The 23724-nt window shown below is 73.8% G+C and carries 28 protein-coding genes; 19 read left to right on the forward strand and 9 right to left on the reverse strand.

Annotation, left to right across the window (positions count from 1 at the left end; translation table 11 throughout):
• Positions 1 to 3 precede the first annotated feature (3 nt).
• Both Sdi02f_RS01150 and Sdi02f_RS01155 read left to right on the forward strand, forming a co-directional pair.
• Positions 4 to 927, forward strand: coding sequence for a S66 peptidase family protein (locus Sdi02f_RS01150; protein WP_031083131.1), 924 nt, complete (start codon positions 4 to 6; stop codon positions 925 to 927).
• 18 nt (positions 928 to 945) lie between these two features.
• Positions 946 to 1524 carry a GNAT family N-acetyltransferase gene (locus tag Sdi02f_RS01155; protein ID WP_030400936.1) on the forward strand — a complete coding sequence of 193 codons (579 nt, stop codon included), beginning with the start codon at positions 946 to 948 and terminating at the stop codon, positions 1522 to 1524.
• Here the strand turns inward: Sdi02f_RS01155 and Sdi02f_RS01160 are convergent.
• Positions 1496 to 1843, reverse strand: coding sequence for a DUF6204 family protein (locus tag Sdi02f_RS01160; RefSeq protein WP_030400937.1), 348 nt, complete (start codon positions 1841 to 1843; stop codon positions 1496 to 1498). The two genes, Sdi02f_RS01155 and Sdi02f_RS01160, sit on opposite strands and share 29 nt — an antisense overlap.
• A gap of 186 nt (positions 1844 to 2029) precedes the next feature.
• Between Sdi02f_RS01160 and Sdi02f_RS01165 the strand changes: the two genes are divergently transcribed.
• Positions 2030 to 4042: a DUF5107 domain-containing protein gene (locus Sdi02f_RS01165; RefSeq protein WP_108932526.1), complete on the forward strand. Its 2013-nt coding sequence runs from the start codon at positions 2030 to 2032 to the stop codon at positions 4040 to 4042.
• 31 nt (positions 4043 to 4073) lie between these two features.
• Here the strand turns inward: Sdi02f_RS01165 and Sdi02f_RS01170 are convergent, their stop codons facing one another.
• On the reverse strand, positions 4074 to 4424 hold the full coding sequence (locus tag Sdi02f_RS01170; protein ID WP_030400939.1) for a VOC family protein: 351 nt from the start codon (positions 4422 to 4424) through the stop codon (positions 4074 to 4076).
• Positions 4425 to 4504: 80 nt separating this feature from the next.
• Here Sdi02f_RS01170 and Sdi02f_RS01175 point away from each other — a divergent pair, with 80 nt between their 5' ends.
• Positions 4505 to 5035: a phage holin family protein gene (locus Sdi02f_RS01175; protein WP_030400940.1), complete on the forward strand. Its 531-nt coding sequence runs from the start codon at positions 4505 to 4507 to the stop codon at positions 5033 to 5035.
• Positions 5036 to 5116: 81 nt separating this feature from the next.
• Here Sdi02f_RS01175 and Sdi02f_RS01180 read toward each other — a convergent pair whose 3' ends face one another.
• Complete coding sequence (locus Sdi02f_RS01180) at positions 5117 to 6079, reverse strand: LLM class F420-dependent oxidoreductase (RefSeq protein WP_030400941.1); 963 nt, start codon at positions 6077 to 6079, stop codon at positions 5117 to 5119.
• Between the two features lie 179 nt (positions 6080 to 6258).
• On the opposite strand from Sdi02f_RS01180, the gene Sdi02f_RS01185 reads away from it, so the two are divergent.
• The 13 genes from Sdi02f_RS01185 (at position 6259) to Sdi02f_RS01245 (ending at position 16468) form a co-directional block, all read left to right on the forward strand.
• The gene (locus Sdi02f_RS01185; protein WP_108932527.1) at positions 6259 to 8199 is read left to right on the forward strand and encodes an FAD-dependent oxidoreductase; all 1941 of its coding nucleotides are present in this window, start codon (positions 6259 to 6261) and stop codon (positions 8197 to 8199) included.
• Positions 8196 to 10043 (forward strand): transketolase, encoded by a 1848-nt coding sequence (locus Sdi02f_RS01190; protein WP_108932528.1) that lies wholly within the window; start codon positions 8196 to 8198, stop codon positions 10041 to 10043. Before Sdi02f_RS01185 ends, Sdi02f_RS01190 begins: the two co-directional genes overlap by 4 nt.
• Positions 10040 to 10993: a non-homologous end-joining DNA ligase gene (ligD, locus tag Sdi02f_RS01195; RefSeq protein WP_108932529.1), complete on the forward strand. Its 954-nt coding sequence runs from the start codon at positions 10040 to 10042 to the stop codon at positions 10991 to 10993. The genes Sdi02f_RS01190 and ligD overlap by 4 nt, the downstream gene beginning before the upstream one ends.
• A 106-nt stretch (positions 10994 to 11099) precedes the next feature.
• Positions 11100 to 11465, forward strand: a complete 366-nt coding sequence (locus Sdi02f_RS01200; RefSeq protein WP_078869388.1) for a gas vesicle protein GvpO — start codon at positions 11100 to 11102, stop codon at positions 11463 to 11465.
• A 69-nt stretch (positions 11466 to 11534) separates the two neighbouring features.
• Positions 11535 to 11972, forward strand: coding sequence for a gas vesicle structural protein GvpA (locus Sdi02f_RS01205; protein WP_030400946.1), 438 nt, complete (start codon positions 11535 to 11537; stop codon positions 11970 to 11972).
• Positions 11969 to 12742, forward strand: a complete 774-nt coding sequence (locus Sdi02f_RS01210; RefSeq protein WP_030400947.1) for a GvpL/GvpF family gas vesicle protein — start codon at positions 11969 to 11971, stop codon at positions 12740 to 12742. The genes Sdi02f_RS01205 and Sdi02f_RS01210 overlap by 4 nt, the downstream gene beginning before the upstream one ends.
• 4 nt (positions 12743 to 12746) lie before the next feature.
• On the forward strand, positions 12747 to 13010 hold the full coding sequence (locus Sdi02f_RS01215; RefSeq protein ID WP_030400948.1) for a gas vesicle protein GvpG: 264 nt from the start codon (positions 12747 to 12749) through the stop codon (positions 13008 to 13010).
• Positions 13007 to 13705, forward strand: a complete 699-nt coding sequence (locus tag Sdi02f_RS01220; protein ID WP_030400949.1) for a hypothetical protein — start codon at positions 13007 to 13009, stop codon at positions 13703 to 13705. The genes Sdi02f_RS01215 and Sdi02f_RS01220 overlap by 4 nt, the downstream gene beginning before the upstream one ends.
• Complete coding sequence (locus tag Sdi02f_RS01225) at positions 13702 to 14829, forward strand: SRPBCC family protein (RefSeq protein ID WP_030400950.1); 1128 nt, start codon at positions 13702 to 13704, stop codon at positions 14827 to 14829. The genes Sdi02f_RS01220 and Sdi02f_RS01225 overlap by 4 nt, the downstream gene beginning before the upstream one ends.
• On the forward strand, positions 14826 to 15152 hold the full coding sequence (locus Sdi02f_RS01230) for a gas vesicle protein (RefSeq protein WP_030400951.1): 327 nt from the start codon (positions 14826 to 14828) through the stop codon (positions 15150 to 15152). Before Sdi02f_RS01225 ends, Sdi02f_RS01230 begins: the two co-directional genes overlap by 4 nt.
• Entirely contained in the window at positions 15149 to 15973 is an 825-nt protein-coding gene (locus Sdi02f_RS01235; protein ID WP_030400952.1) for a GvpL/GvpF family gas vesicle protein, read from the forward strand. The genes Sdi02f_RS01230 and Sdi02f_RS01235 overlap by 4 nt, the downstream gene beginning before the upstream one ends.
• Positions 15970 to 16152 carry a gas vesicle protein gene (locus Sdi02f_RS01240; protein ID WP_003972471.1) on the forward strand — a complete coding sequence of 61 codons (183 nt, stop codon included), beginning with the start codon at positions 15970 to 15972 and terminating at the stop codon, positions 16150 to 16152. Before Sdi02f_RS01235 ends, Sdi02f_RS01240 begins: the two co-directional genes overlap by 4 nt.
• A 1-nt stretch (position 16153) precedes the next feature.
• Entirely contained in the window at positions 16154 to 16468 is a 315-nt protein-coding gene (locus Sdi02f_RS01245) for a gas vesicle protein K (RefSeq protein ID WP_030400953.1), read from the forward strand.
• A gap of 78 nt (positions 16469 to 16546) precedes the next feature.
• Here the strand turns inward: Sdi02f_RS01245 and Sdi02f_RS01250 are convergent, their stop codons facing one another.
• The 3 genes from Sdi02f_RS01250 to Sdi02f_RS01260 all read right to left on the reverse strand — a co-directional run bounded on the left by Sdi02f_RS01250 (position 16547) and on the right by Sdi02f_RS01260 (position 19188).
• Positions 16547 to 16717 carry a hypothetical protein gene (locus tag Sdi02f_RS01250; protein ID WP_030400954.1) on the reverse strand — a complete coding sequence of 57 codons (171 nt, stop codon included), beginning with the start codon at positions 16715 to 16717 and terminating at the stop codon, positions 16547 to 16549.
• A 54-nt stretch (positions 16718 to 16771) separates the two neighbouring features.
• On the reverse strand, positions 16772 to 17593 hold the full coding sequence (locus Sdi02f_RS01255; RefSeq protein WP_030400955.1) for a class I SAM-dependent methyltransferase: 822 nt from the start codon (positions 17591 to 17593) through the stop codon (positions 16772 to 16774).
• Between the two features lie 89 nt (positions 17594 to 17682).
• Positions 17683 to 19188, reverse strand: coding sequence for a bifunctional phosphatase PAP2/diacylglycerol kinase family protein (locus Sdi02f_RS01260; protein ID WP_030400956.1), 1506 nt, complete (start codon positions 19186 to 19188; stop codon positions 17683 to 17685).
• 123 nt (positions 19189 to 19311) lie between these two features.
• On the opposite strand from Sdi02f_RS01260, the gene Sdi02f_RS01265 reads away from it, so the two are divergent.
• Positions 19312 to 20931, forward strand: coding sequence for an ABC-F family ATP-binding cassette domain-containing protein (locus tag Sdi02f_RS01265; protein ID WP_030400957.1), 1620 nt, complete (start codon positions 19312 to 19314; stop codon positions 20929 to 20931).
• A gap of 17 nt (positions 20932 to 20948) precedes the next feature.
• On the opposite strand, the gene Sdi02f_RS01270 is transcribed toward Sdi02f_RS01265, so the two are convergent.
• Positions 20949 to 22070, reverse strand: a complete 1122-nt coding sequence (locus tag Sdi02f_RS01270) for a baeRF2 domain-containing protein (protein WP_030400958.1) — start codon at positions 22068 to 22070, stop codon at positions 20949 to 20951.
• A 62-nt stretch (positions 22071 to 22132) separates the two neighbouring features.
• Here Sdi02f_RS01270 and Sdi02f_RS01275 point away from each other — a divergent pair, with 62 nt between their 5' ends.
• The gene (locus Sdi02f_RS01275) at positions 22133 to 22411 is read left to right on the forward strand and encodes a DUF6158 family protein (protein ID WP_030400959.1); all 279 of its coding nucleotides are present in this window, start codon (positions 22133 to 22135) and stop codon (positions 22409 to 22411) included.
• A gap of 154 nt (positions 22412 to 22565) precedes the next feature.
• Here the strand turns inward: Sdi02f_RS01275 and Sdi02f_RS01280 are convergent, their stop codons facing one another.
• Positions 22566 to 23108, reverse strand: coding sequence for a type 1 glutamine amidotransferase domain-containing protein (locus Sdi02f_RS01280; RefSeq protein WP_030400960.1), 543 nt, complete (start codon positions 23106 to 23108; stop codon positions 22566 to 22568).
• Positions 23109 to 23128: 20 nt separating this feature from the next.
• Positions 23129 to 23527 (reverse strand): DUF2795 domain-containing protein, encoded by a 399-nt coding sequence (locus tag Sdi02f_RS01285; RefSeq protein ID WP_031083109.1) that lies wholly within the window; start codon positions 23525 to 23527, stop codon positions 23129 to 23131.
• Between the last annotated feature and the right edge of the window lie 197 nt (positions 23528 to 23724).

Raw genomic sequence — 23724 nt, forward strand, 5'->3', positions numbered from 1 at the left:
CGGGTGCGGGAGCTGGTCCGGCCGGCCCGGCTCGCCCCCGGAGCCCGGGTGGCCGTCGTCGCACCCAGCGGACCGGTGCCCGAGGAGCGGATCCAGGCGGGCCTGGACGTGCTCCGCGGCTGGGACCTCGACCCGGTCGTGGCTCCGCACGTGCTGGACCGGCACGACACCCTCGACTACCTCGCGGGCGCCGACGCCGACCGGGCCGCCGACCTCCAGGCCGCCTGGTGCGACCCGTCCGTGGACGCGGTGCTGTGCGCCCGCGGCGGCTACGGCGCCCAGCGCATGGCCGGCCTGCTCGACTGGGAGGCGATGCGCGCGGCCGGACCCAAGGTGTTCGTCGGCTTCAGCGACATCACCGCGCTGCACGAGGCGTTCGCCACCCGCCTCGGCCTGGCCACCCTGCACGGGCCGATGGCGGCGGGAGTCGACTTCGTCAAGAACGCGCGGGCGCAGGAGCACCTGAAGGCCACCCTGTTCGCCCCGGAGACGGTCCGCGAGATCGCCTCCGGCGGCACGCCGCTGGTGCCCGGCCGGGCCCGGGGCGTCACGCTGGGCGGCTGCCTGGCCCTGCTCGCCGCCGAACTCGGCACCCCGCACGCCCGTCCCTCCGCGCGCGGCGGACTGCTGTGCCTGGAGGACGTGGGGGAGGAGACGTACCGCGTCGACCGCTACCTCACGCAGTTGCTGCGCGCCGGCTGGCTCGACGGGGTCGCCGGGGTGCTGCTCGGCTCATGGGAGGAGTGCGGCCCCTACGAACGGCTGCGGCCCCTGCTGGCCGACCGGCTCGGCGGCCTCGGCGTGCCGGTCGCCGAGAACGCCGGGTTCGGGCACTGCGAGGGCGCGCTGACCGTCCCGTTCGGCATACCGGCACAACTCGACGCGGACGCGGGGACCTTGATCCTCGACCACCCCGCGCTGCGCTGACCGACGTAGGCTGGCCCCATGCCGCACACCCCGTCCCGCCACCTCGCCGAGGGCCCGCGTGTGGGCATCCGGCACTTCACCCACGACGACGCCGCCGAGTTCACCGCCCGGGCACGGGAGAGCAAGGACCTGCACCACCCCTGGCTCTTCCCGCCGGACAGCGTCCAGGCGTACGAGGCCTACGCGAGCCGGCTGATCGAGGACCGCACCAAGGCCGGGTTCCTGGTGTGCGAGAAGGACCCGGACCCGGCCTCGGGGAGCGCGCCCGGCGGCTCCATCGCCGGGTTCGTGAACATCAACAACATCGTCGAGGGCGGGTTCCTCAGCGGTGCGCTCGGCTACGGGGTCTTCGCGCACGCGGCGGGCCGCGGGCTGATGCGCGAAGGGCTGGACCTCGTGGTGCGGTACGCCTTCGGGCCGATGCGGCTGCACCGACTGGAGATCAACGTCCAGCCGGGCAACGCCGCCTCCATCGCGCTGGCCCGCGCCTGCGGCTTCCGGCTGGAGGGCTTCTCGCCGCGGATGCTCTACATCGACGGCGACTGGCGCGACCACCAGCGCTGGGCCCTCACCGCCGAGTCCGTGACTTCCGGTTGATCTTCATCGTGTCCAGGTCCGTCACCGTGGACCGCAGATCGCGGAACCCGTAGCCGAGGCCGCGCAGCGTGCCCTCCGCCCGGTCCTCCGCGATCGCGCCCGCCATCTCCTCGCCGTCCGCCGCGTCCGACACCACCACGTAACGCATCGAGAAGTGCTTCAGCGGCGCGGGCTCGTAGGACAGCGATCCCTCCTCGGTGAACCGCATGCTCGCCATCCCGTGCTCGCCCGCCTCGGCCAGCAACCGGGCGCGGGCCTCCTCGGTCAGACCGTCCCAGGTGCCCCGGACGATCACCCGGTAGGTGTGCCGCTCGGCCACGGACTGCTCACTCACGTGCCGCTCTCCTCCGTCGTCTCGGCCTTCGCCTCCGTACGCGGGCCGACCGCCCGACCCTAAGGCAGCCCCCGTACCGCGCCCCAGCGGATTAAACGTGAGTCACGTCGCCCCGGCCCGCCCGGCGGAGCCCCTGTTCACCGCGCCGGGGAGCGGCTTCCATGGGGAAGCGTGACGACGATCCGACGCGAGGTACTGACGCTGCCCGCCGCGCCGCCGGGGCCGGACAACCCCCTGCCGCCGCTGCGCCCCCTGGACGAGGCCCACCGCATCGACGACCGGGACCGGGCCGAGCTGCCGCGCGACATGGCCCGGCAGGTGGACTACGCGCCCCTGCGCAGCCTGCTGCCCGTCCAGGTGCGGGACGGCTACGGACGCGAACGCGAACCGGGCGCGCTGGACGCCCTCGTCATCGAGAACGACCGGCTGCGCGCCACCGTCCTGCCCGCCCTCGGCGGCCGCATAGCCTCCCTCCACCACAAACCGACCGGCCGCGAACTGCTCTACGTCAACCCGGTGCTCCAGCCCGCCAACTTCGCCCTCAACGGCGCCTGGTTCTCCGGCGGCATCGAATGGAACATCGGCGCCACCGGCCACACCACCCTGTCCTGCTCACCCGTGCACGCCGCCTCCGTCCCCGCCCCCGACGGCGGCGAGATGCTGCGCCTGTGGGAGTGGGAGCGGCTGCGCGACCTGCCCTTCCAGGTCGACCTGTGGCTGCCGGACGGCTCGGACTTCCTGTACGTCGGCGCCCGCATCCGCAACCCGCACGAGCGTCCAGTGCCCACCTACTGGTGGTCCAACATCGCGGTCCCCGAGGACCGCCGGGTCCTCGCCCCCGCGGACGAGGCCTGGCACTTCGGCTACGAGCGCCGCCTGCGCCGGGTCCCGGTGCCGGAGCACGACGGCGTCGACCGGACGTACCCGACCCGCAGCACCTACGCCGCCGACTACTTCTACGAGGTCCCGGACGGCAGGCGCCGCTGGATCGCCGCGCTCGACGGGAACGGGCAGGGGCTGGTGCAGACCTCGACCGACGTGCTGCGGGGCCGCAAGCTCTTCGTGTGGGGCACCGGGCCCGGCGGGCGCCGCTGGCAGGAGTGGCTCACCGAGCCCGGCACCGGCGGCTACTGCGAGATCCAGGCCGGGCTGGCCCGCACCCAGCTCGAACACGTCAGGCTGGAGGCGGAGAGCGAGGTGTCCTGGCTGGAGGCGTACGGGCCGCTCGACACCCCGTCCGACGGCGACTGGCACACCGTCCTGCGCGGGGCGGAGGACCGGCTCGAGGCCGCCCTGCCGCGGGCCGGCGTCGACGCCGCCCACGCCGCCTGGCTGCCCCACGCCGACGCCGAGCCCGGCGAGCGCCTGGCCACCGGGTCGGGCTGGGGCGCCCTCGAAGTGCTGCGGGCCGGCTGGAAACTGCCCGGCACGCCCTTCGACGAGGACACCCTCGCCGAGCCGCAGCGGCCCTGGCTGCAGCTGCTGCGCTCCGGCTCGCTGCCCGAGCCGGAGGACCGCGAAGTGCCCGGCGGGACGCTGGTCGCCCGGCCCTGGCGGGACATGCTGGAGACCACGGCCGCCGCGCCCCTGGCCGAGTACCACCTCGGTGTCGCCCAGTGGCACGGCGACGACCGTGCCCAGGCGGTGCGGAGCTGGGAACGCGGCCTCCGGAGCATCGAAAGAGCCGAGGCCGCCGACGACGCCGGGCACGTCACGGTCGTCGGCCGGTGGCCGTTGCTGCGCTGCCTCGCCGTCGCCGACCAGGAGGACGGCCACCACGAGCGCGCCGCCGACCGGTACGCGCAGGCCTTCGCGGACCTGTGCGCACGCCGCCCGGACGACCCGCGGGACACGGACGGGGACGGACGGTGGGCCGCCGTCGCCGCCGCGCTCGGGGGAGAGGCGATCGGGGCGCTGCTCGCGGCCGGGCGGCCCGCCGACGCCCGTGCCGTGTGGGAGCGGCTGGACCCCGCGACCCGGGCCCGGGGCCGCTTCCGTCTGACGGAGGCGGAGCTGCTGGCCGCCGAGGGCCGGCGGGAGGAGGCGCGGGCCGTCTTCGACGAGGGCTTCGAGGTCGCCGACCTGAGGGAGGGCGACGAGAGCATCGGATCGCTGTGGGCACGGCTCGACGACGCACCGCTCCCGGCCCGCCACGACTTCCGGATGCGGCCGGACCGGGGGTGAGTCCCGGCCGGCCCGCCGTCCCCGGGCCGGCCTACTGCTGCCGCCGGTCCACGTACTCGTAGATCGCCCCGTCCGGGTGGCGGGCGATCAGGTTGCGGCCCGCCGGGGTGGCGACCGGGCCGGCGATGATGTCCGCGCCCAGTGAGCCGAGTACCCGGTGCGTCTCCTCGACGTCCGTCACGGCGATCGTCGCGGCCACCTTGCGCAGCACCTCGAGTTGGGACTCGGGCCCGCTCATCAGCAGGAAGCAGCCGACGGCGGCGACTTCGACGCCGCCGCGTTCGAAACGGAGGGCCTCGCCGCCGGCCAGACCCTCGTAGAAGGGGATCGCCTTGTCCAGGTCGTCGACGTAGATGCGCAGTGTGGCTCCCAGAATGTCCATACGGAGGAGCCTAGTTGGGACCGCCCGCCGGGCACCTCCCGTCCGGCCATGGAAGCCGGGCCCGCGGGTACCCGCAACGCATGAACCGCATGGATCACTTGGAACACCTGGACAGGCAACTGGTCGACGAACTGGCGCAGGTGGCACGCGAGACCGTGCGCGACGAACTGCGCGAACAGACCCGCAGGCAGCGCCGCAAGGCCGCGTTGTACGCCGCGTCCGGCACCGCCGCCCTGTACGCGGGCGCCGCCGTCGCCCTCGCCGTGGGGCTGGCCCTCGCCCTCGTACTGCCCGGCTGGGCCGCCGCGCTGAGCACGGCCGTCCTCCTGGGCGTCGTGGCCCAGCTCCTGCGCGGCGCGGCCCGGCCGCACGCCTCCGGGCCGGGCTCCGCCCACGGCACCGGTGCGGAGCACGTGGCCGGCGGCGGTGCGCCCGCCGCACCGCCCGGCGGACTCGGCGTGCCGTACCCGCCGGTGCCGCCGGTCGCACCCGGCGGCGCGGGCGGCGCGACCGGTGCCCCGGGCGCGGGCACGCCCGCACCGGGCGGCACCGGGCGGGCCGCCCCGCGCCAGGACGACATCGACCCCGAGGCGCGGCGCGGGCGCGGCTGACCGGCTGCGGACAGGGGTGCGCCCCGCACGGACGGACGGTCCGTGCGGGGCGCACCCCTGTGCCGTCGGCGGTCGTGTGCGTCAGACGGCCTGCTGCAGCTGCGGCAGCACCTTGGTGCGGTAGAGGTCGAAGAAGCCGCGCAGGTCCGGGCCGATCTGGTTGACGTAGACGCGGTCGAAGCCGGCGTCGGCGAACCGCCGCAGTTCCGCGACGTGTTCGTCCACGTCCGCGCCGCACACCCGGCTGTCGCGGACCATGTCCTCGGTGACCAGGGTCTGCGCCTGCTCGAAGTGCTTGGGCGAGGGCAGCACCTGGCCCAGTTCGCCGGGCAACTGCTCGTTGGCCCACAGGCGGTGCACCGTGCGTACGGCCTCGTCCTTGTCGGTGTCGTAGCAGACCTTGGTGCCCCCGCTGACCAGCTTCCCGCCGCCCCCGCCCTTGCGGTACTGCTCCACCATCGCGGCGTCCGGCATCATCGTGATGTATCCGTCGCCGACCCGGGCCGCCAGCTTCGTCGCCGCCGGGCCGAACCCGGAGATGTCGATCGGCACCGGCTCGTCCGGCACCGTGTACAGGCGGGCGTTCTCCACCGTGTAGTGGGTGCCGTGGTGGTTGACCTCCTCGCCGCTGAACAGCCGGCGCATGATCAGGATGGCCTCCTCCAGCATCTCCAGCCGCACGTGCGCGGCGGGCCAGGCGTCGCCGAAGATGTGCTCGTTCAGCGCCTCGCCGGTGCCCACGCCCAGCCGGAACCGGCCGCCCGTCATCACCGCGCTGGTCGCGGCGGCCTGGGCCACCACCGCCGGGTGGATGCGCACGGTTGGGCAGGTCACCGCCGTCTCGACCGGCAGGGACACGGCGTCGGACAGGGCGCCGATCACCGACCACACGAAGGGGCTCTGGCCCTGTTCGCCGTTCCAGGGGTGGTAGTGGTCGGAGATCCACAACGCCTGGAATCCGGCCTGCTCGGCCATCCGCGCCTGCTCGATCAGCTCCGCGGGACCGTACTGCTCGCACGAGAGGAAATAGCCGTACTCGGGCATGAGGGTGCCTCCGGACAGGAAGAGGGTGGGTCCGGGGCCGGGTACCCGGGCGCGGGGCCGGCAACCGGCGGTGCGGCGGATTCCTCGCCCGAGGGGGCCCCTTCCCCGCGCACGTTTGGGCGCCCCGGCCCAGGGGACGCGGAAGGCTCACGAGGTACGCGACAGCCCGGAGGCGAACCGTGAGCCGACCCCGCATCGTGATCGTCGGTGCCGGCTTCGCCGGGTACCGGACGGCCCGCACCCTGTCCCGGCTCACCCGGCACCAGGCCGACATCACCGTGCTCAACCCGACCGACTACTTCCTCTACCTGCCCCTGTTGCCCCAGGTCGCCGCCGGAATCCTGGAACCGCGCCGGGTCAGCGTGTCCCTGTCGGGCACGCTCCCGCACGTCCGGCTGGTGCTCGGCGAGGCCGACGGCATCGACCTGGACGGGCGCACCGTGCACTACACCGGCCCGGAGGGGGAGGAGGGCACCCTGCCCTACGACCGGCTGGTGCTCGCCGCGGGCAGCGTCAACAAACTGCTGCCCGTCCCCGGTGTCGCCGAGCACGCCCACGGCTTCCGCGGGCTGCCGGAGGCGCTCTACCTGCGCGACCACGTGACCCGGCAGGTGGAGCTGGCCGCGGCGACGGACGACCGGGCCGAGTGCGCCGCGCGGTGCACGTTCGTCGTGGTCGGCGCGGGCTACACGGGCACCGAGGTCGCCGCGCACGGCGCGATGTACACCGACGCGCAGGTCCGCAGGCACCCGATGCGCACGGGCATGCGGCCCCGCTGGATGCTGCTGGACGTGGCGCCCCGGGTCATGCCGGAGATGGACGAACGGCTCTCCCGCACCGCCGAGCGGGTCCTGCGGCAGCGGGGCGTCGACGTGCGGATGGGGACCTCCGTGAAGGAGGCCACGCGCGACGGGGTGGTGCTCACCGACGGGACGACCGTCGGCACCCGCACCCTGGTGTGGTGCGTGGGCGTACGGCCCGACCCGCTGGTGGAGTCCCTGGGGCTGCCCATGGAACGGGGCCGGCTGCTCGTCGACCCCCACCTCCAGGTACCCGGGCGGCCGGAGCTGTTCGCCTGCGGCGACGTGGCCGCCGTACCCGACCTCGACCGGCCCGGCCAGTACACGCCGATGACCGCGCAGCACGCCTGGCGGCACGGCAAGGTCTGCGCCCACAACGTCGTCGCGTCGCTCGGCCGGGGGAAACGGCGGGCCTACCGCCACCGTGACCTGGGGTTCGTCGTGGACCTCGGGGGCGCCAAGGCCGCCGCCGACCCGCTGGGCCTGCCGATGTCCGGCGTGGCCGCCGGCGCGGTCACCCGCGGCTACCACCTCGCCGCGATGCCGGGCAACCGCGTCCGGGTCGCCGCCGACTGGCTGCTCGACGCGGTGCTGCCCCGCCAGGCCGTGCAGCTCGGCCTCGTACGGTCCTGGTCCGTACCGCTGGAGTCGTCCTCGCCCGAGGTCGCGCGGGTCCCGGGACGTCCGGGGCGGCCCGGCACGGACGCCGGACGAGCCGGCGAACCGGCGAAGGCACCACCGGCCGGCGAGGCGGCGGAGAAGCGGCCCGGCGGCGAGCCGGCCGAGGGCCGGCCCGGTGGTGAACCGGCCGAGGGCCGGCCCGGTGGTGAGCCCGCCAAGAACCAGCCCGGCGGTGAACCGGCCAAGAGCCAGCAGGCCGGTGAGTCCGCCAAGAATCAGTCCGCCGGTGAACCCGCCAAGAACCAGCCCGGCGGCGAGTCCGCCAAGAACCAGCCCGGCGGTGAACCGGCCAAGAACCAGCCCACCGGCGAACCCGCCAAGAACCAGCCGCGCGGAGGGGATGCCAAGAAGGGGCCGTCCGGGTCGCCCCGCGCGTCCGGCAGGCCCCGCCGGGCCGTGGAAGCCGCCGGACCGCGTCCCGCCCGGGGCGGCTCCGCCAAGCCGGGGAAGGCCTCGCGCGGGACCGGCGCGGGCGCCGCCGGCAAGCGGCCCACGGCCTCGCCCGGACCGACCCGTTCCGCGGGCCCGCCCACCGAGCCCGGTCCCGAACCCCCGGCGCACCAGCCGCCCCCCGGACCCGACATCGCCCCCGGCCCCGTCAGGCGCACCGACGGCCGTGCCGAGGAAGGAGACTCATGAACACCGGTGAACTCGTCGACCTCGGACAGCAGTTGCGCGTCGACAGCGTACGGGCGTCCGCCGCCGCGGGCTCCGGACACCCGACGTCGTCGATGTCCGCCGCGGACCTGATGGCCGTACTGCTGGCCAACCACCTCCGCTACGACTTCGAACGCCCCGACCACCCCGGCAACGACCGTTTCGTGCTCTCCAAGGGACACGCCTCGCCCCTGCTGTACTCCGCCTTCAAGGCGGCCGGCGCCATCGACGACCAGGAACTGCTCACCTTCCGCAAGCTGGGCAGCCGCCTGGAGGGGCACCCCACGCCGCAGCGACTGCCGTGGGTCGAGACCGCCACCGGTTCGCTCGGCCAGGGACTGCCCGTGGGCGTCGGCATCGCGCTGTCCGGCAAGCGGCTCGAGCACACCGACTTCCGCGTGTGGGTGCTGTGCGGCGACAGCGAGCTGGCCGAGGGATCGGTGTGGGAGGCCGCCGAACACGCCGGGCACGAGCACCTCGACAACCTCACCGTGATCGTCGACGTCAACCGCCTCGGCCAGCGCGGCCCCACCCGGCACGGCCACGACCTCGACGCCTACGCGCGCCGTTTCAGGGCCTTCGGATGGCACACGATCGAGATCGACGGCCACGACGTCGACGCCGTCGACCGTGCCTACGGCGAGGCCCTGTCCACCAGGGGACAGCCCACCGCGATCATCGCCCGCACCCTCAAGGGCAAGGGCGTCGCGGCCGTGGAGGACCGCGAGGGACAGCACGGCAAGCCCCTGCCGGAGGCCGAGGAGGCCGTGGCCGAACTCGGCGGCCCCCGCGACATCGAGGTGCGGGTGCACGCGCCCGAGGCCGCGCGGGCCCTGCACTCGACGGGCACCGGACAGACCGAGCTGCCGCGCTACGACAAGGGCGACGAGGTCGCCACCCGCAACGCGTTCGGCGAGGCGCTCGCCGCCGTCGGCACCGCGAGCGGCGACGTCGTCGCCCTGGACGGCGAGGTCGGCGACTCCACGCGGGCCGAGTTCTTCGCCAAGGAACACCCCGAGCGCTACTTCGAGTGCTACATCGCCGAGCAGCAGATGGTCGCCGCCGCGGTGGGGATGGCCGCGCGCGGCTGGGTGCCGTTCGCCACCACGTTCGCCGCCTTCCTGACCCGCGCCCACGACTTCGTGCGCATGGCCTCCGTCAGCGGCTCCGGCATCAACCTCGTCGGCTCCCACGCGGGCGTCGCCATCGGCCAGGACGGGCCCAGCCAGATGGGCCTGGAGGACCTCGCGATGATGCGGGCCGTGCACGGCTCGACCGTGCTCTACCCGTGCGACGCCAACCAGACCGCTCGGCTGGTCGCCGAGATGGCCGGCCTGGAGGGCATCCGCTACCTGCGCACCTCGCGCGGCGAGAGCAAGGTGATCTACGGCCCCGACGAGGAGTTCCCCGTCGGCGGCAGCAAGGTGCTGCGCTCCTCCGACGCCGACCGGCTCACCGTGGTCGCGGCGGGGGTGACCCTGCACGAGGCGCTCGCCGCGGCCGACGCCCTCGGGCGGGACGGCATCCCGGTCCGGGTGATCGACCTGTACTCGGTCAAGCCCGTCGACCGGGTTACCCTGCGGGCGGCCGCAGAGGAGACCGGCTGCCTGGTGACGGTGGAGGACCACCGGCGGGAGGGCGGCATCGGCGACGCCGTCCTGGACGCGTTCACGGACGGACGGCCCGTGCCCCGGCTGGTGCGGCTCGCGGTCACGACGATGCCGGGCTCGGCGTCCCCGGCGGAGGAACTGCACGCCGCCGGGATCGACGCCGAGTCCATCGAGGCGGCCGCACGGATGCTCGTGGAGCAGGCGATCGTTCCGTGAGGGCGAGTGGCGGCCGCAGCGGCGGAGGGACGGGGACGCGGACCGTACGGGCCGGCCGGCGCACCGTGGAGGTCCACCGGCCGGAGAAGGTGCTGTTCCCGGCCGGGGACGGCGGCGCCGAGGAGTACACCAAGGGCGATCTCGTCGACTACTGCCGTGCCGTCGCCCCGTTCATGCTGCCCCACCTGCGGGGCCGCCCCCTGATGCTGGAGCGGCACCCGGACGGGATCGACGGACCGCGGTTCATGCAGAAGAACACGCCCGAGCACTACCCGGATTGGATCCGCCGGGTCGAGGTCGGCAAGGAGGGCGGCACGGTCTGCCACACCGTCTGCGACGACTCCGCCACCCTCGTCCACCTCGCCGACCAGGCCGCCCTCACCCTGCACCGCTGGCTGTCCCGGACCGGGCGGCTGGACCGGCCCGACCGCATGGTCTTCGACCTCGACCCGGCCGGGGACGACTTCGAGACGGTCCGGTCCGCGGCCGGGCTGCTGGGGGAACTGCTCGGCGAGCTGAGGCTGCCCTCGGCGCCGATGACCACCGGGTCCCGGGGACTGCACGTCGTCGTCCCGCTGGACGGCCGCCAGGACTTCGACGACGTACGGGAGTTCGCGCGGGCCGTCGCCGACGTCCTGGCCGCCGCCCACCCGGACCGGCTCACCACCGCGGCCCGCAAGAAGGACCGCGGCGACCGGCTCTACCTCGACATCCAGCGCAACGCCTACGCCCAGACCGCCGTCGCCCCCTTCACCGTGCGCGCCCTGCCCGGCGCCCCCGTGGCCACGCCGTTCACCTGGGACCAACTGGACGACCCGGGACTGCACGCCCGCCGCTGGACCGTCGCGGACGCCGTGGACCAGGCCCGCACCCGGCCCTGGTCCGGGCTCACGGCCCGCACCCGGGCCCTGGGCCCCGCCCGACGGCGGCTGAACGCCCTGCGCGGCTGAACGTCCCGTGCGGCCGAATGCCCCGCGAGGCCCGGTCCGGTCCGGCGAGGTGGGGCGAGCGAGGTTTGGCGCACCCGCATGCGGCCACCCGAGTGACGAGGTGGCCATGACGAACACCAAGAAGACGCCCGAATCCCAAGATTCGCACCGAAACGCGCGCGAGTCACAGGACTCCCGCGAGTCACACACACCACAGAAGTCTCATCGTCCCAAGCCTATGGAGGTTCTGCGCGAGGCGCGAGCCCAGCTGGCGGAGCTCACCGGCATGACGCCCGAGTCCGTGTCGTCCTTCGAGCAGACGGAGGAGGGCTGGGCGCTGGAGGTCGAGGTCCTGGAGCTGGAGCGGGTGCCCGACACCATGAGCCTGATGGCGAGCTACCAGGTGGACCTGGACGCCGAGGGACAGCTCACCGGCTACCGGCGCGTACGGCGCTACGAGCGCGGCCGGGCCGACGCCCGGGGCAGCCGCTAGAACGGCGCACCGCGCGCCGCCCGTACACGCGAACCCACCACACCCCGACACGAGGGAGGAACACCCGGCATGACTGTCGTACCGGCACAACAGACCGGCGGCGGAGGCGGCAGCAGCGGCCTCTACGACGTGCTTGAGCTTGTTCTGGACAGGGGGCTCGTCATCGACGCGTTCGTGCGTGTCTCCCTGGTCGGCATCGAGATCCTGAAGATCGACGTCCGTGTCGTCGTCGCCAGCGTGGACACGTATCTGCGCTTCGCCGAGGCGTGCAACCGGCTCGACCTGGAGGCCGGGCCGCGCAAGGACCCGGGGCTGCCCGACCTGGTCGGCGAGATGACCGAGTCCGGCGCCCGGGGCAAGTCCAAGGGGGCGCTGTCCGGCGCGGCCGAGACCATCTCCGACGCGTTCAAGCAGGCCCGTGACGAGGGCGGCTCCGAGCGCGAGACCTCATCGCGTCCGCGCGCCCGCAAGACCGCGCCCTCGCGCCGGAAGGAGGAGCAGGAGTGAGTACGTACGTCTACGGCATCACCGCCGCCACGCATCCCGCGCTTCCCGAGGGCACGGGCGGAGTCGGCGATCCGCCGCGCGAGGTGCGGATCCTCAAGGAGGGCGACCTGGCGGCCGTCGTCAGCGACGCGCCCGAGGACCTGCGCCCCAAGCGCAGGGAACTGCTCGCCCACCAGAACGTACTGAGCGAGATCGGCGCGGAGGGCTGTGTGCTGCCGATGCGCTTCGGCAGCGTCGCCCCGGACGACGAGACGGTCACCGGGGTGCTCGCCGAGCGCGCCGAGCACTACGGGGAGCGCTTGAAGGCGCTGGACGGCCGGGTGGAGTACAACATCAAGGCCACCCACGTCGAAGAGGCCGTGCTCCACCACGTGATGGCCCAGAACCCCGAGATCCGCGCCCTGGCGGAGTCCAACCGGCAGGCCGGGGGCGGCACGTACGAGACGAAGATCCAGCTCGGCGAGATGGTCGCGGCCGCGGTCAAGGACAAGGAGGCCGAGGACGCCACCACGCTGGAGCGCGCCCTGGAGCCGGCCGCCGACGCGGTGAGCGTGGGGCCCGAGTCCACGGGCTGGCTGGCCAACGTCTCGTTCCTGGTGAAGCGGGAGGCGGCCGACGCGTTCCTGGCCGCCGTCGAGCGGGCCCGTGCCGAGATGCCTCATCTCGAGGTCCGCGTCAACGGTCCGCTGCCGCCGTACAGCTTCGTGGAGCCCGGACCGGCCGAGCCCGCGGGCACCGCGGCCGGCGGGGCGGGCGCCGGAGCGGGGTGACGGCATGGGACTCATCTCGGAGATCCTCCTGCTGCCGCTCGCCCCGGCGCGCGGCAGTGGCTGGGCCATCAGACAGGTACTCGCGGAGGCCGAGCGGATCTACTACGACCCCGCCACGATACGGGCCGAACTTGCCCGCCTGGAGGAGCAGTTGGAGGCCGGCGAGATCACCGAGGAGGAGTTCGACCGACAGGAGGACGAGCTTCTGGACCGGCTGGAGACCGCTACGCGCACGAGCGCGGGATTGGGCAACGGGACGGCACCATGAACCGAATGGGACTGGGCCTCGCGATAGGGGCCGGCTATCTGCTGGGACGCACGAAGAAACTGAAATTCGCGGTCGCCGTGGGCAGCATGGTGGCCGGCAAGAAGTTGAACCTCACCCCCAAGGGCGTCGCCGAGCTGGTCTCCGGGCAACTGCAGAACAACCCGCAGTTCAAGGAGATCGGGGACCAGCTCCGCACGGACCTGCGAGGCGTGGGCAAGGCGGCCTCGGGCGCGCTGGTGGAGCGGCAGATGGGCGCGCTGGCCGACCGGCTGCACGGGCGCACCGCGCAGGTGCGCGACGAGCTCTCCGGCGTGGCGTCCCGGGCACCCGCTGCCGGATCCGACGACTCCCGCGACTCCGAGGCCTCGGAGGACTCGGAGCAGGACGAGCACGACGAGCACGACGAGCACGACGAGCACGAGGAGCCGGAGCAGCGCGAGGAGGCCGAGGAGCCCGACGAGGCCGGGGAGCGGCGGCGCGAGGAGCCGCGCGAGCGGCGCGCGCCGAGGCGTGAGCGGCCGGCCGGGAAGGCTCCGGCCGAGGCGCGGAAGACGGCCCGGAAGGCGCCCGCGAAGAAGTCCGCGGCCAAGGCCCCCGCGAAGAAGGCCGCCGCGAAGCGCACCCAGCCCGCGAAGAAGACGGCCGCCAAGAAGACGTCCCGTGCCCGGCAGCCGAAGGGCGGTGGTGAGCGATGAGCGGCACCCTGGGATCGGCGGCCTCCGGGGCAGGAGACGCCGCGAAGAAGAACCCGCTGGCCGACGTGGCCCAGAGCGAGGCGGCCGACCGCCTGAAGGCGGAGGTGCAGGACTACCTCGCCGCCCAGGCCACCCGGCTGCTCACCGGCCTCGGCACCAAGCTCGGCGAGACGACCGGCAGGCTCAACGACATCGCCGAGGGCAACAGCCCGGGATTCGCCAAGCTCGCCCTCGACGGCGGACGCAAGCTCGCCGAGGGCAAGAGCCCGATGCGGGCCGCCCTCGAGGTCGGCGCGGGCAAGATGAAGGACAACGTGGTCGGCGCGTTCAAGAACCTCGCCGGCGGCAAGGGCGGGAAGAAGGGCGGCGGCGGTCAGAAGCCGACGGTCATCATCGAGTACGTCGACGTCGGCGTACCGCTGCGCACGGCCTACGACCAGTGGACCCAGTACCAGGACTTCAGCACCTTCGCCAAGGGCGTCAAGAGCGCGAACCGCGCCGACGACACGACCTCCGACTGGCAGCTCAAGGTCCTGTGGTCCAACCGGAGCTGGAAGGCGACGACCACCGAGCAGGTGCCCGACGACCGGATCTCCTGGACGTCGGAGGGCGCCAAGGGCACGACCAAGGGAGTCGTCAGTTTCCACCGGCTCGCCGACCGCCTCACCCGCGTGGTCCTGGTCATCGAGTACTACCCGAGCGGCCTGTTCGAGAAGACCGGCAACATCTGGCGCGCCCAGGGCCGCCGGGCCCGGCTCGACCTCAAGAACTACGTCCGCCACATCACGTTCAAGGGCGAGGCCGACGACGGCTGGCGCGGCGAGATCCGCGACGGCGAGGTCGTCCGCAGCCACGAGGACGCGGTCGCGGAGGAGGAAGAGGACCGGGAGGAGCGGCAGGACGACGGGGAGCAGGAGCAGGAGCCCGGCGACGACCGCTACGAGGAGGAGCCCGGGGGCGAGGACGACGAGGAAGAGCCGGAGGACGAGCCCGAGGAGGGCTACGAGGAGGAACCGGAGGACGAGTACGACGAGGAGCCCGAGGAGGAGGACGAGGAAGCCGGGGAGGACGAGTACGCGTCCCGTGAGGAGTACGAGGACGCCGAGGGCGGGAGCCGTCGATGACCACCCCCAGCCGGTTGCCCGAACCCTACGGCCAGGGACAGAGCGCCAACCTCGCCGACATCCTGGAACGGGTGCTCGACAAGGGAGTCGTGATCGCGGGCGACATCAAGATCAACCTGCTCGACATCGAGCTGCTGACCATCAAGCTGCGGCTCGTCGTGGCTTCCGTCGACAAGGCCAAGGAGATGGGCATCGACTGGTGGGAGAGCGACCCCGCACTGTCCTCGCGCGCCCGGCACGACGAACTCACCCGGGAGAACGCGGCGCTGCGCGAACGCCTGCGTGAGCTGGACCCGGGCCGAGTACCGAGGGAGGCACCGTGACCGGACTGCGCTACGTCTACGCCGTCTGCCGGCCCTTCGACACACCCCTGCAGGCCCAGCTCGGCGGGGTGGCGGGCGACCCGCCCCGGCTGCTGCCGCACGGCGACCTGGTCGCGGTGGTCAGCCACGTGCCCGAGGCCGACTTCGGCGAGGAGGCGCTGCGCGCCCACCTGGAGGACCTGGACTGGCTGACCGCCACCGCCCGCGCCCACCAGCAGGTCGTCGACGCCCTCACCGCCGTGACCACCCCCCTGCCGCTCCGGCTGGCCACCGTCTTCCGGGACGACAGCGGCGTACGCGTGATGCTGGAGGAACGCGAGTCGGCCTTCCGGCGCACGCTCGACCGGCTGGAGGGCCGGGTGGAGTGGGGCGTGAAGGTGTACGTCGAGCCGGAGCGGACGGAGCAGGCGGACTCCGAGCGGTCCGCCGCGCCCGCCGAGCCCGAGCAACGGCCCGTGTCCGGCCGGGACTACCTGCGCCGCCGGCGCAGACAGTCCCGGGCCAACGAGGACCTGTGGAGCCGGGCCGAGGAGTTCGCCACCGGTCTGCACAGGACGCTCTCCGGCCGGGCCGACGACGCGCGGCTGCACGCGCCGCAGAATCCCCGCCTTTCCGGGGCCGAGGGACGGAACGTGCTCAATGCCGCCTATCTGGTGGGCCGCGACGCGTCCGAGGAATTCGTCGAAATGGTGGACCGTACGAAGGACGACGCCCCCGGAATTCGCGTGGAACTCACCGGCCCCTGGGCGGCCTATTCCTTCGCCGGAGAGCAGGAGGGGACGGAAGAGGGCGCCGGGAAGAAGGCGGGGGAGGACTCATGACCGTCGTGGAGCGCCGGGAGATCGCCCTGGTGGACCTCCTCGACCGGCTGCTGGCCGGCGGAGTGGTCATCACCGGCGACGTCACGCTGCGCATCGCGGACGTCGACCTGGTCCGCATCGACCTGAACGCGCTGATCAGCTCGGTCAACCGCAACGTCCCCTCGCCGTTCGGGGACTGACATGACCCACCCCACCGGACGTGCCGAACCGCCCGAGCCCGGCAACCGCCGCCTCGACCTCGACCCCGACACGGTCGAGCGCGACCTGATCAAGCTGGTGCTCACGGTCGTCGAGCTGCTGCGCCAGCTCATGGAGCGCCAGGCGCTGCGCCGCGTCGACGAGGGCGACCTCAGCGAGGACCAGGAGGAGCGGATCGGGCTCACCCTGATGCTCCTCGACGACCGCATGACCGAACTGCGCGACCGCTACGGACTGCGGCCCGAGGACCTGAACCTGGACCTCGGGCCGCTGGGACCGCTGCTGCCCCGGGAGTGAGAAGCCTCCCGGGGCAGCAGCCTCGTCATGTGTCGTTCGTCAGTCGCCGTCCGTCGTCGTCAGTCAGTCACCGGTCGTTCACCACCGGTACCAGCGGCCCCTGCCGCCACCGGTCTTCGTCCCGCGGGCCAGGAAACCGATCAGCCACAGGACCAGGACCGCCAGAGCGATCCACCAGAGAACCTTCACCGCGAACCCGATACCGAAAAGGACGATCGCGAGAAGCAGTACGAGCAGAAGCGGAACCATAATGTTGAACCTCCTGCCGTACTGGTTTCCCGGAATTCTCCGAACAGGCGTCGGTCATGCTTCTTTTCGGCACAGAATCTCCCCGTGCAGGACACCGAACCAGCCTTCCGGCCGCTTTCCCCACTCCCGCCAGGCGGCCGAGACGGCCCGCAGTTGCTCCGGCGTCGCATGACCGCCCTCGGTGGCACGCTCCGCGTACGCCGACGCCAGGGTGCGGTCCGCCCACAGGCCGCTCCACCACTCCCGCTCCTCGGGCGTGGTGAAGGTCCAGGTGGCCGAGGTCGCCGTGATGTCGGTGAACCCGGCCGCCAGCGCCCAGGCCTTCAGCCGGCGCCCGGCGTCCGGCTCGCCCCCGTTGGCGCGGGCCACCCGGTGGTACAGGTCCAGCCAGTCGTCCATGCCCGCCGACGCGGGGAACCAGGTCATGGCGCCGTAGTCGGAGTCCCGCACGGCGACGATCCCGTTCGGCCGGGCGACCCGCTTCATCTCCCGCAGCGCCCGCACCGGGTCGCCCACGTGCTGGAGCACCTGGTGCGCGTGGACCACGCAGAAGGTGTCGTCCGGGTAGTCCAGCGCGTGCACGTCGGCGACCGCGAAGTCGGTGTTGTCCAGGCCGCGCGCCGCGGCCGCGGCCCGGGCCGCCGCCACGATCTCCGGGGCCCGGTCCACGCCGGTGACGTGGCCGTCCGGCACCCGTTCCGCGAGGTCCGCGGTGATGGTGCCGGGGCCGCAGCCGACGTCCAGGATCCGCATGTGCGGCCGCAGAGACCCCAGGAGGTAGGCGGCGGAGTTCTCGGCGGTGCGCCAGGTGTGCGAGCGGAGCACGGACTCGTGGTGCCCGTGGGTGTAGACGGCGGTCTCCTGCGGCTTCGGCATGGTGGATCCCCTCTCCGGACGGTGCCGTCACGGTACGCCCGGCAGCCGCATGGTGAGACATCCGTTCTGCCATGTGGACTGACGGAGCGTCAGGACAGGAGGCCGCCGCCGGGCATCGGCCGGTACACCGTCAGCGCCTCGGGCAGCTTCTCCAGCGTCAGGTCGCCCTCGGTCTCGGTCAGTTCGCCGTCGTACGCCATCAGCGTCCCGGGTGCGACCCCCGACAGGCGCAGCCGGGGCACCTGCACCGCCGCGTGGGCGGGGGAGCGGGTCAGCGGTCCCGCGAGCGCCGCGGAGAGCAGCCGCAGGGCGGGCCGGCGCCCCCCGTGCACCACGCGCACGTCCAACTGGCCGTCCGCCAGGTCGAGCCGGCGTCCCGAGGCGAGCCCCCGGCGGTGGTAGGTGCCGTTGCCCGCGAACAGCATCCACAGCGGACGCCTGCGGCCGCGCACCTCCGCCTCCAGCGGATGCCGGTCGGCGCGCAGCACCCGTACGGCCGCCAGCACCCCGGCCGGCCAGCCGCCGATCCGCGGCGACCAGCGCTCCCGCTCGTTGACCAGCTCCGGGTACACGCCGAGGCTGAAGGTGTTCAGGAAGACGCCGCGCCGCCCGCCGGAGGCGAAGCGGCCCACGTCCACCCGCACCCCCTCGCCCCGCTCCAGCGCCCCGCACAGGTCCCGTACGTCCTCCACGCCCAGGTCGTAGGCGAAGTGGTTGAGCGTGCCGCCGGGCAGGACCGCCAGGGGCAGACCGTGGCGGAGGGCGACCTCGGCCGCCGCGTTCACGGTGCCGTCGCCCCCGCAGACGCCGAGCACCCGGGCGTGCCCGGCCGCCTTCTCCAGCTCGGCCCCCACGTCCCCCGGCTCGCACTCGACGACCTCGGCGTCGGGCAGCGCGTCGCACAGGGACCGCACCCGGTCCGAGGTGCCCGAGCCGATGTTGGCGACCATGACGAGCCCCTCGCCGCCGGGCAGCGCGGGCACCTCGGCACGCGGCCGGGCCGGCGGGACGTGCTGGGCCCGCGTGGGCACCAGCCCCCGCACGGCGAACGCGGCGCCCGCCCCGAGCGCCGCGCCGGCCAGGACGTCGCTCGGGAAGTGGACGCCGGTGTAGACCCGGGACAGGGCGACCGCGCCCGCGACCGGGGCGATCGCCGCACCCCACGCCGGGGACTCCAGCGCGACGCCGGTCGCGAACGCGGCGGCCGACGCGGCGTGCCCGGACGGGAACGACGTCGTGATCGGCTGCCGCTTGAGCCGGCGCACCAGCGGCACCGGGTCGAGGACCGGCCGGGGCCTGCGCACCGAACGCTTGCCGAGGGTGTTGATCGTCAGCGAGGCCAGGCCCAGCGAGGCCAGGCCCCGAGCGGCGGCCCGCCGGGCCCTGGGGGTGCGGGTCGCGGCCAGCGCGGCGCCCGCCGCGAACCACAGCACTCCGTGGTTGGCGCTGCGGCTCAACCGGGGCAGCAGGGGCCCCGCGCCGGGCCAGGCGCGGGTGGCGACGGCCTCGAAGACGCGCTGGTCCAGCCGCAGGAAGCCGTCGCGGAGGGGGTGCGGGCCGGGCGTCGGGGCGGTGAGGTCTAGGTCGGGACTCATGGGTCCCGCCTACCCTGCGGACGGCGTTTGCTGCCGGTGGCGCGCCCCACGTGCCGCGCGTCCCCGTCGGGCGGCCGAAAACGGTTTGCCCGGGGCCCGTCCGGAGCCGCAGAATCCGGTCCCATGGGTCACCTCGAAGCCGCGCACCTGGAGTACTGCCTCCCCGACGGGAGGGCGCTGCTCGGCGACGTCTCCTTCCGGGTGGGGGAGGGGGCCGTCGTGGCCCTCGTCGGACCCAACGGCGCGGGCAAGACCACCCTGCTGCGCCTGCTGGCCGGCGAGCTGAAGCCGCACGGCGGCTCCGTCACCGTCAGCGGCGGCCTCGGCGTCATGCGCCAGTTCGTCGGCTCCGTACGGGACGAGTCCACCGTGCGCGACCTGCTGGTGTCCGTGGCACAGCCCCGCATCCGCGAGGCCGCGCGGGCCGTCGACGCCGCCGAGCACGCGATCATGACGGTCGACGACGAGGCCGCCCAGCTCGCGTATGCGCAGGCCCTCGCCGACTGGGCCGAGGCACGCGGGTACGAGGCCGAGACGCTGTGGGACATCTGCACCACCGCCGCGCTCGGGGTGCCCTATGAGAAGGCCCAGTGGCGCCGGGTGAGCACGCTCTCCGGCGGCGAGCAGAAGCGCCTCGTCCTGGAGGCACTGCTGCGCGGCACCGACGAGGTGCTGCTGCTCGACGAGCCGGACAACTACCTCGACGTGCCCGGCAAGCGCTGGCTGGAGGAGCGGCTCGCCGAGACCCGCAAGACCGTGCTCTTCGTCTCCCACGACCGCGAACTGCTCGCCCGCACCGCGCAGAAGATCGTCTCCGTGGAACCCGGTCCCGCGGGCGCCGACGCCTGGGTGCACGGCGGCGGCTTCGCCACCTTCCACGAGGCACGCCGGGAACGCTTCGCCCGCTTCGAGGAACTGCGCCGCCGCTGGGACGAGAAGCACGCCCAGCTCAAGAAGCTCGTCCTGACCCTGCGCCAGGCCGCCGAGAACAGCCCGGACATGGCCTCCCGCTACCGGGCCGCCCAGACCAGGCTGCGCAAGTTCGAGGAGGCGGGCCCGCCGCCCGAGCCGCCGCGCGAGCAGGACATCAGGATGCGCCTGAAGGGCGGCCGCACCGGTGTCCGCGCCGTCACCTGCCGGCGGCTGGAACTCACGGGCCTGATGAAACCCTTCGACCTGGAGGTCTTCTACGGCGAACGGGTCGCCGTCCTCGGCTCCAACGGCTCCGGCAAGTCGCACTTCCTGCGGCTGCTGGCCGGCGACGACGTGGCGCACACCGGGGAGTGGAAGCTGGGGGCGCGCGTGCTCCCCGGCCACTTCGCGCAGACCCACGCCCATCCCGAACTGCTGGGCCGCACCCTCCTGGACATCCTGTGGACCGAGCACTCCCAGGACCGGGGCGCCGCCATGTCCCGGCTGCGCCGCTACGAACTGACCCAGCAGGCCGAGCAGGCCTTCGACCGGCTCTCCGGCGGCCAGCAGGCCCGCTTCCAGATCCTGCTGCTCGAACTCCAGGGCGTCACGGCCCTGCTCCTGGACGAGCCCACCGACAACCTCGACCTCGAGTCGGCCGAAGCCCTCCAGGAGGGCCTGGAGGGCTTCGAGGGCACGGTCCTCGCGGTCACCCACGACCGCTGGTTCGCCCGCTCCTTCGACCGGTACCTGGTCTTCGGCAGCGACGGGCGCGTGCGCGAGACGCCGGAACCGGTCTGGGACGAACGGCGGGTCGAGCGGGCGCGCTGAGCCCGCCCCGGCCCGCGTCACTTCCAGCGCAGCAGCGCCCCCAGGCCGCCCACCGGCGCCTTCCGGGAGGTCTCCGGCGGCTGCACCGGCGTCACCGAGATCGCGGGGGCGCCGGTCATCACCGCCGAGCGCAGCAGGGCGTCGTCCGCACGGGCCGACCAGGAGTTCTGCTCGCCCAGCGTCTTCAGCTCGGTCCGGCGCACCGCCACCTGGTCGGCGTCCTCGCCGATCCACACCTCGCGGTGCGTGTCGGGGGCGTCCGGGATCACCAGCAGCTCGTCGATGCGGTGCTCCCGGGCCGCCTCGACCAGCGCGGGAACGCCCTCCGCCGCGCCGGCCCGGCCCTCCTCGTCCGGCGACCTGGCGGCCAGGAACCGGTCCAGGTCCTGCCGGGCGCGGCTGCGGACGTGCTCCTCGCGCAGCCCCTCCACGTCGTCGTCCAGCAGCCTGCTGCCGGCGCCGCGCGAGGCCTCGGCGACGCGCTCCTGCAGGCGGTCGGGCAGCCGCTCGTGCACCGACCGCCGCTCCCGGTCGTCGCCCACCAGGATCAGCAGGTCGGCGCCCGTCTCCTCCTGGCACACGGCGAGCGCGTCCGCGATCTCCGCCGCGTTGTGCTCCCAGGTGTTCTCCACCCGGAGCTGGAAGTGGCGCTCCGACCAGTCCGCGCTGCTCGTGCGGTGCAGCGGCCAGGTCCGGCCGGTCACACCGCCCGCGTCGGAGCTGCCCAGCGCGCTGCGCAGCTCGAAGTCGGCGCCCTTGCGGTCGATGTAGGCCACCACGCACACCGGGTCCTCGCCGGCCAGGTCGAGCAGCGGCGTGACGTGCGGCAGCGGGGCCCAGTCGGCGGTCGTCCCGCCGTACGGCGGCCGGGCCAGCGGCGGATCGAGGACCACCTGCCCGGCACAGGCGAACAGGGCCCGCCCGTGCGGATCGGTCGCGTGCCGCAGCTCGTCCACCGCCTCCCGCACCGCCCGGCAGGTGGCCTCGTCGGCGCCCTGCTCCGCCAGCTCCCGGGCCACGGCGGCGGCCGTCAGCTCGCGCTCGTGAGGGGTGTCCTCCGTGTGGCGGGAGAGGTCGACGTAGACGGAGGCCCAGGGTCCCTGGTGCTCGTAGAGGGGATGCAGAAACGCGAGATCCATGTGGCTGCCCTCCCGGGTGCCGCTCGGGGGTGGTAGTGCTGCGGGGCGGGTACCCGGGACGCATGAACGAACACGACACGCGGGGCGGCAGCACGACCGGAGTGGACCCGGGCCGCCTGGACGACCAGCAGTTGATGAAAGAGCTGGAGACCATCCACCGCACGCGCCACGACACCCTCCTGTACGGGTCGAACGACGCGCTGCGGGCCCACAACGACCGGATGGCCCGGCTGGAGGGCGAATGGCTGCGCCGCAACCCCCGGCGCCCGGTGGCCGCCGGCCGCACCCGCGAGGGCGCCCGGGAACGCGGCTGCGGGCAGAGCGCCGCGCCGGGCGGCTGAGCCTGGAGGCTGAGCCCGGCGGCTGAGCCCGGCGGCTGAGCAAGGCGGCGGGCCACCGGCGGTCGCCCGCCGCCGGTGGCCCGCCGTCCAGCCGTGGCCCGTCCGTCCGTGCTCCCGGGCCCGCCTGCGTGTCAGCGTCCTGGCGGTCCCGGCCTCAGCCGGCCGCCTTGGCGAACTCCGCGAGATAGGTCTCGCAGAACGCCTTGAGGTCGTCCGGCTTGCGGCTGGTGACCAGGACGTTGCTGCCCCCGTCGCAGACCTTGACCTGCTCGTCGACCCAGGTGGCGCCCGCGTTGCGCAGGTCGGTCCGCAGACTGGGCCACGAGGTCAGGGTGCGGCCGCGCACGACGTCCGCCTCGACGAGCGTCCACGGCGCGTGGCAGATGGCGGCCACCGGCCGGCCCTGCTCGAAGAAGTCCCTGACGAACGCCACGGCCTTCTCGTCCGTCCGCAGGAAGTCGGGGTTGGCCACCCCGCCGGGCAGGACCAGGCCGCCGAAGGAGTCGGCGGACGTGTCACCCACCACCTCGTCCACCGGGAACGTGTCCGCCTTGTCGAGGTGGTTGAAGCCCTGGATCTCCCCGGACTGCGTGGAGACGAGCACGGGCTCGTGCCCAGCGTCCTTCGCCGCCTGCCACGGCTCGGTCAGTTCGACCTGTTCCACGCCCTCGGGCGCGGTGAGGAATGCGATGCGCATAGAGTTCGGACTCCCTTCGTTCATTTACCGGACGGACCGGACGGGCCGCTCTCGGTGAGGGCCACCGCCAGCTCCTGGACGTTGTCGTAGCGCGCCTTGTGCGGCAGCCGGTCGAGCCCTTCCACGAGGGCGTCCGGCGCGTTTGTGCGACGCAGCGCGCGGGTCAGTTCCCGCGGTCCCGCGGGGAAGCTGCCCCGGGTCAGGTTCCGGGCCAGCTCGAGGCGCAGGGCCTCCAGGTAGGTCGGGCCGCGGCCCGGTGTCACCGGTCCGTACATGACGTCCGGGTCGTCCTCGGCGGCCGGCTCCGGGTCGTTCCACTCCTCGCTGCGGGTGGGGTGCCCGGACCTGAGCAGACCCTGCAGTTCGTGCTTCATCTCGTCGTCGCGGTGGACGCTCATCCGGTCGCTGCCTCGCTGCATGTCTCCCTCCACATCCTCAGGGGGTGCCGACCGCGTACCCGGACACCGCGGGCCGACACGGATTCCCCCGGACGGGTCCGTTCCGATTTCCGGTGGATCAGGAATCGAGAAGCGCGGGCGGCCGTGCCCCCTCTAGCGTGTGACCACCGAGGCACCGAGGGCGTCGCCCTTCAGCGGGCCCCCGACGGATGGAGACA

It is taken from the genome of Streptomyces ardesiacus (assembly GCF_003112575.1).
Classification (GTDB): Bacteria; Actinomycetota; Actinomycetes; order Streptomycetales; family Streptomycetaceae; genus Streptomyces; species Streptomyces ardesiacus.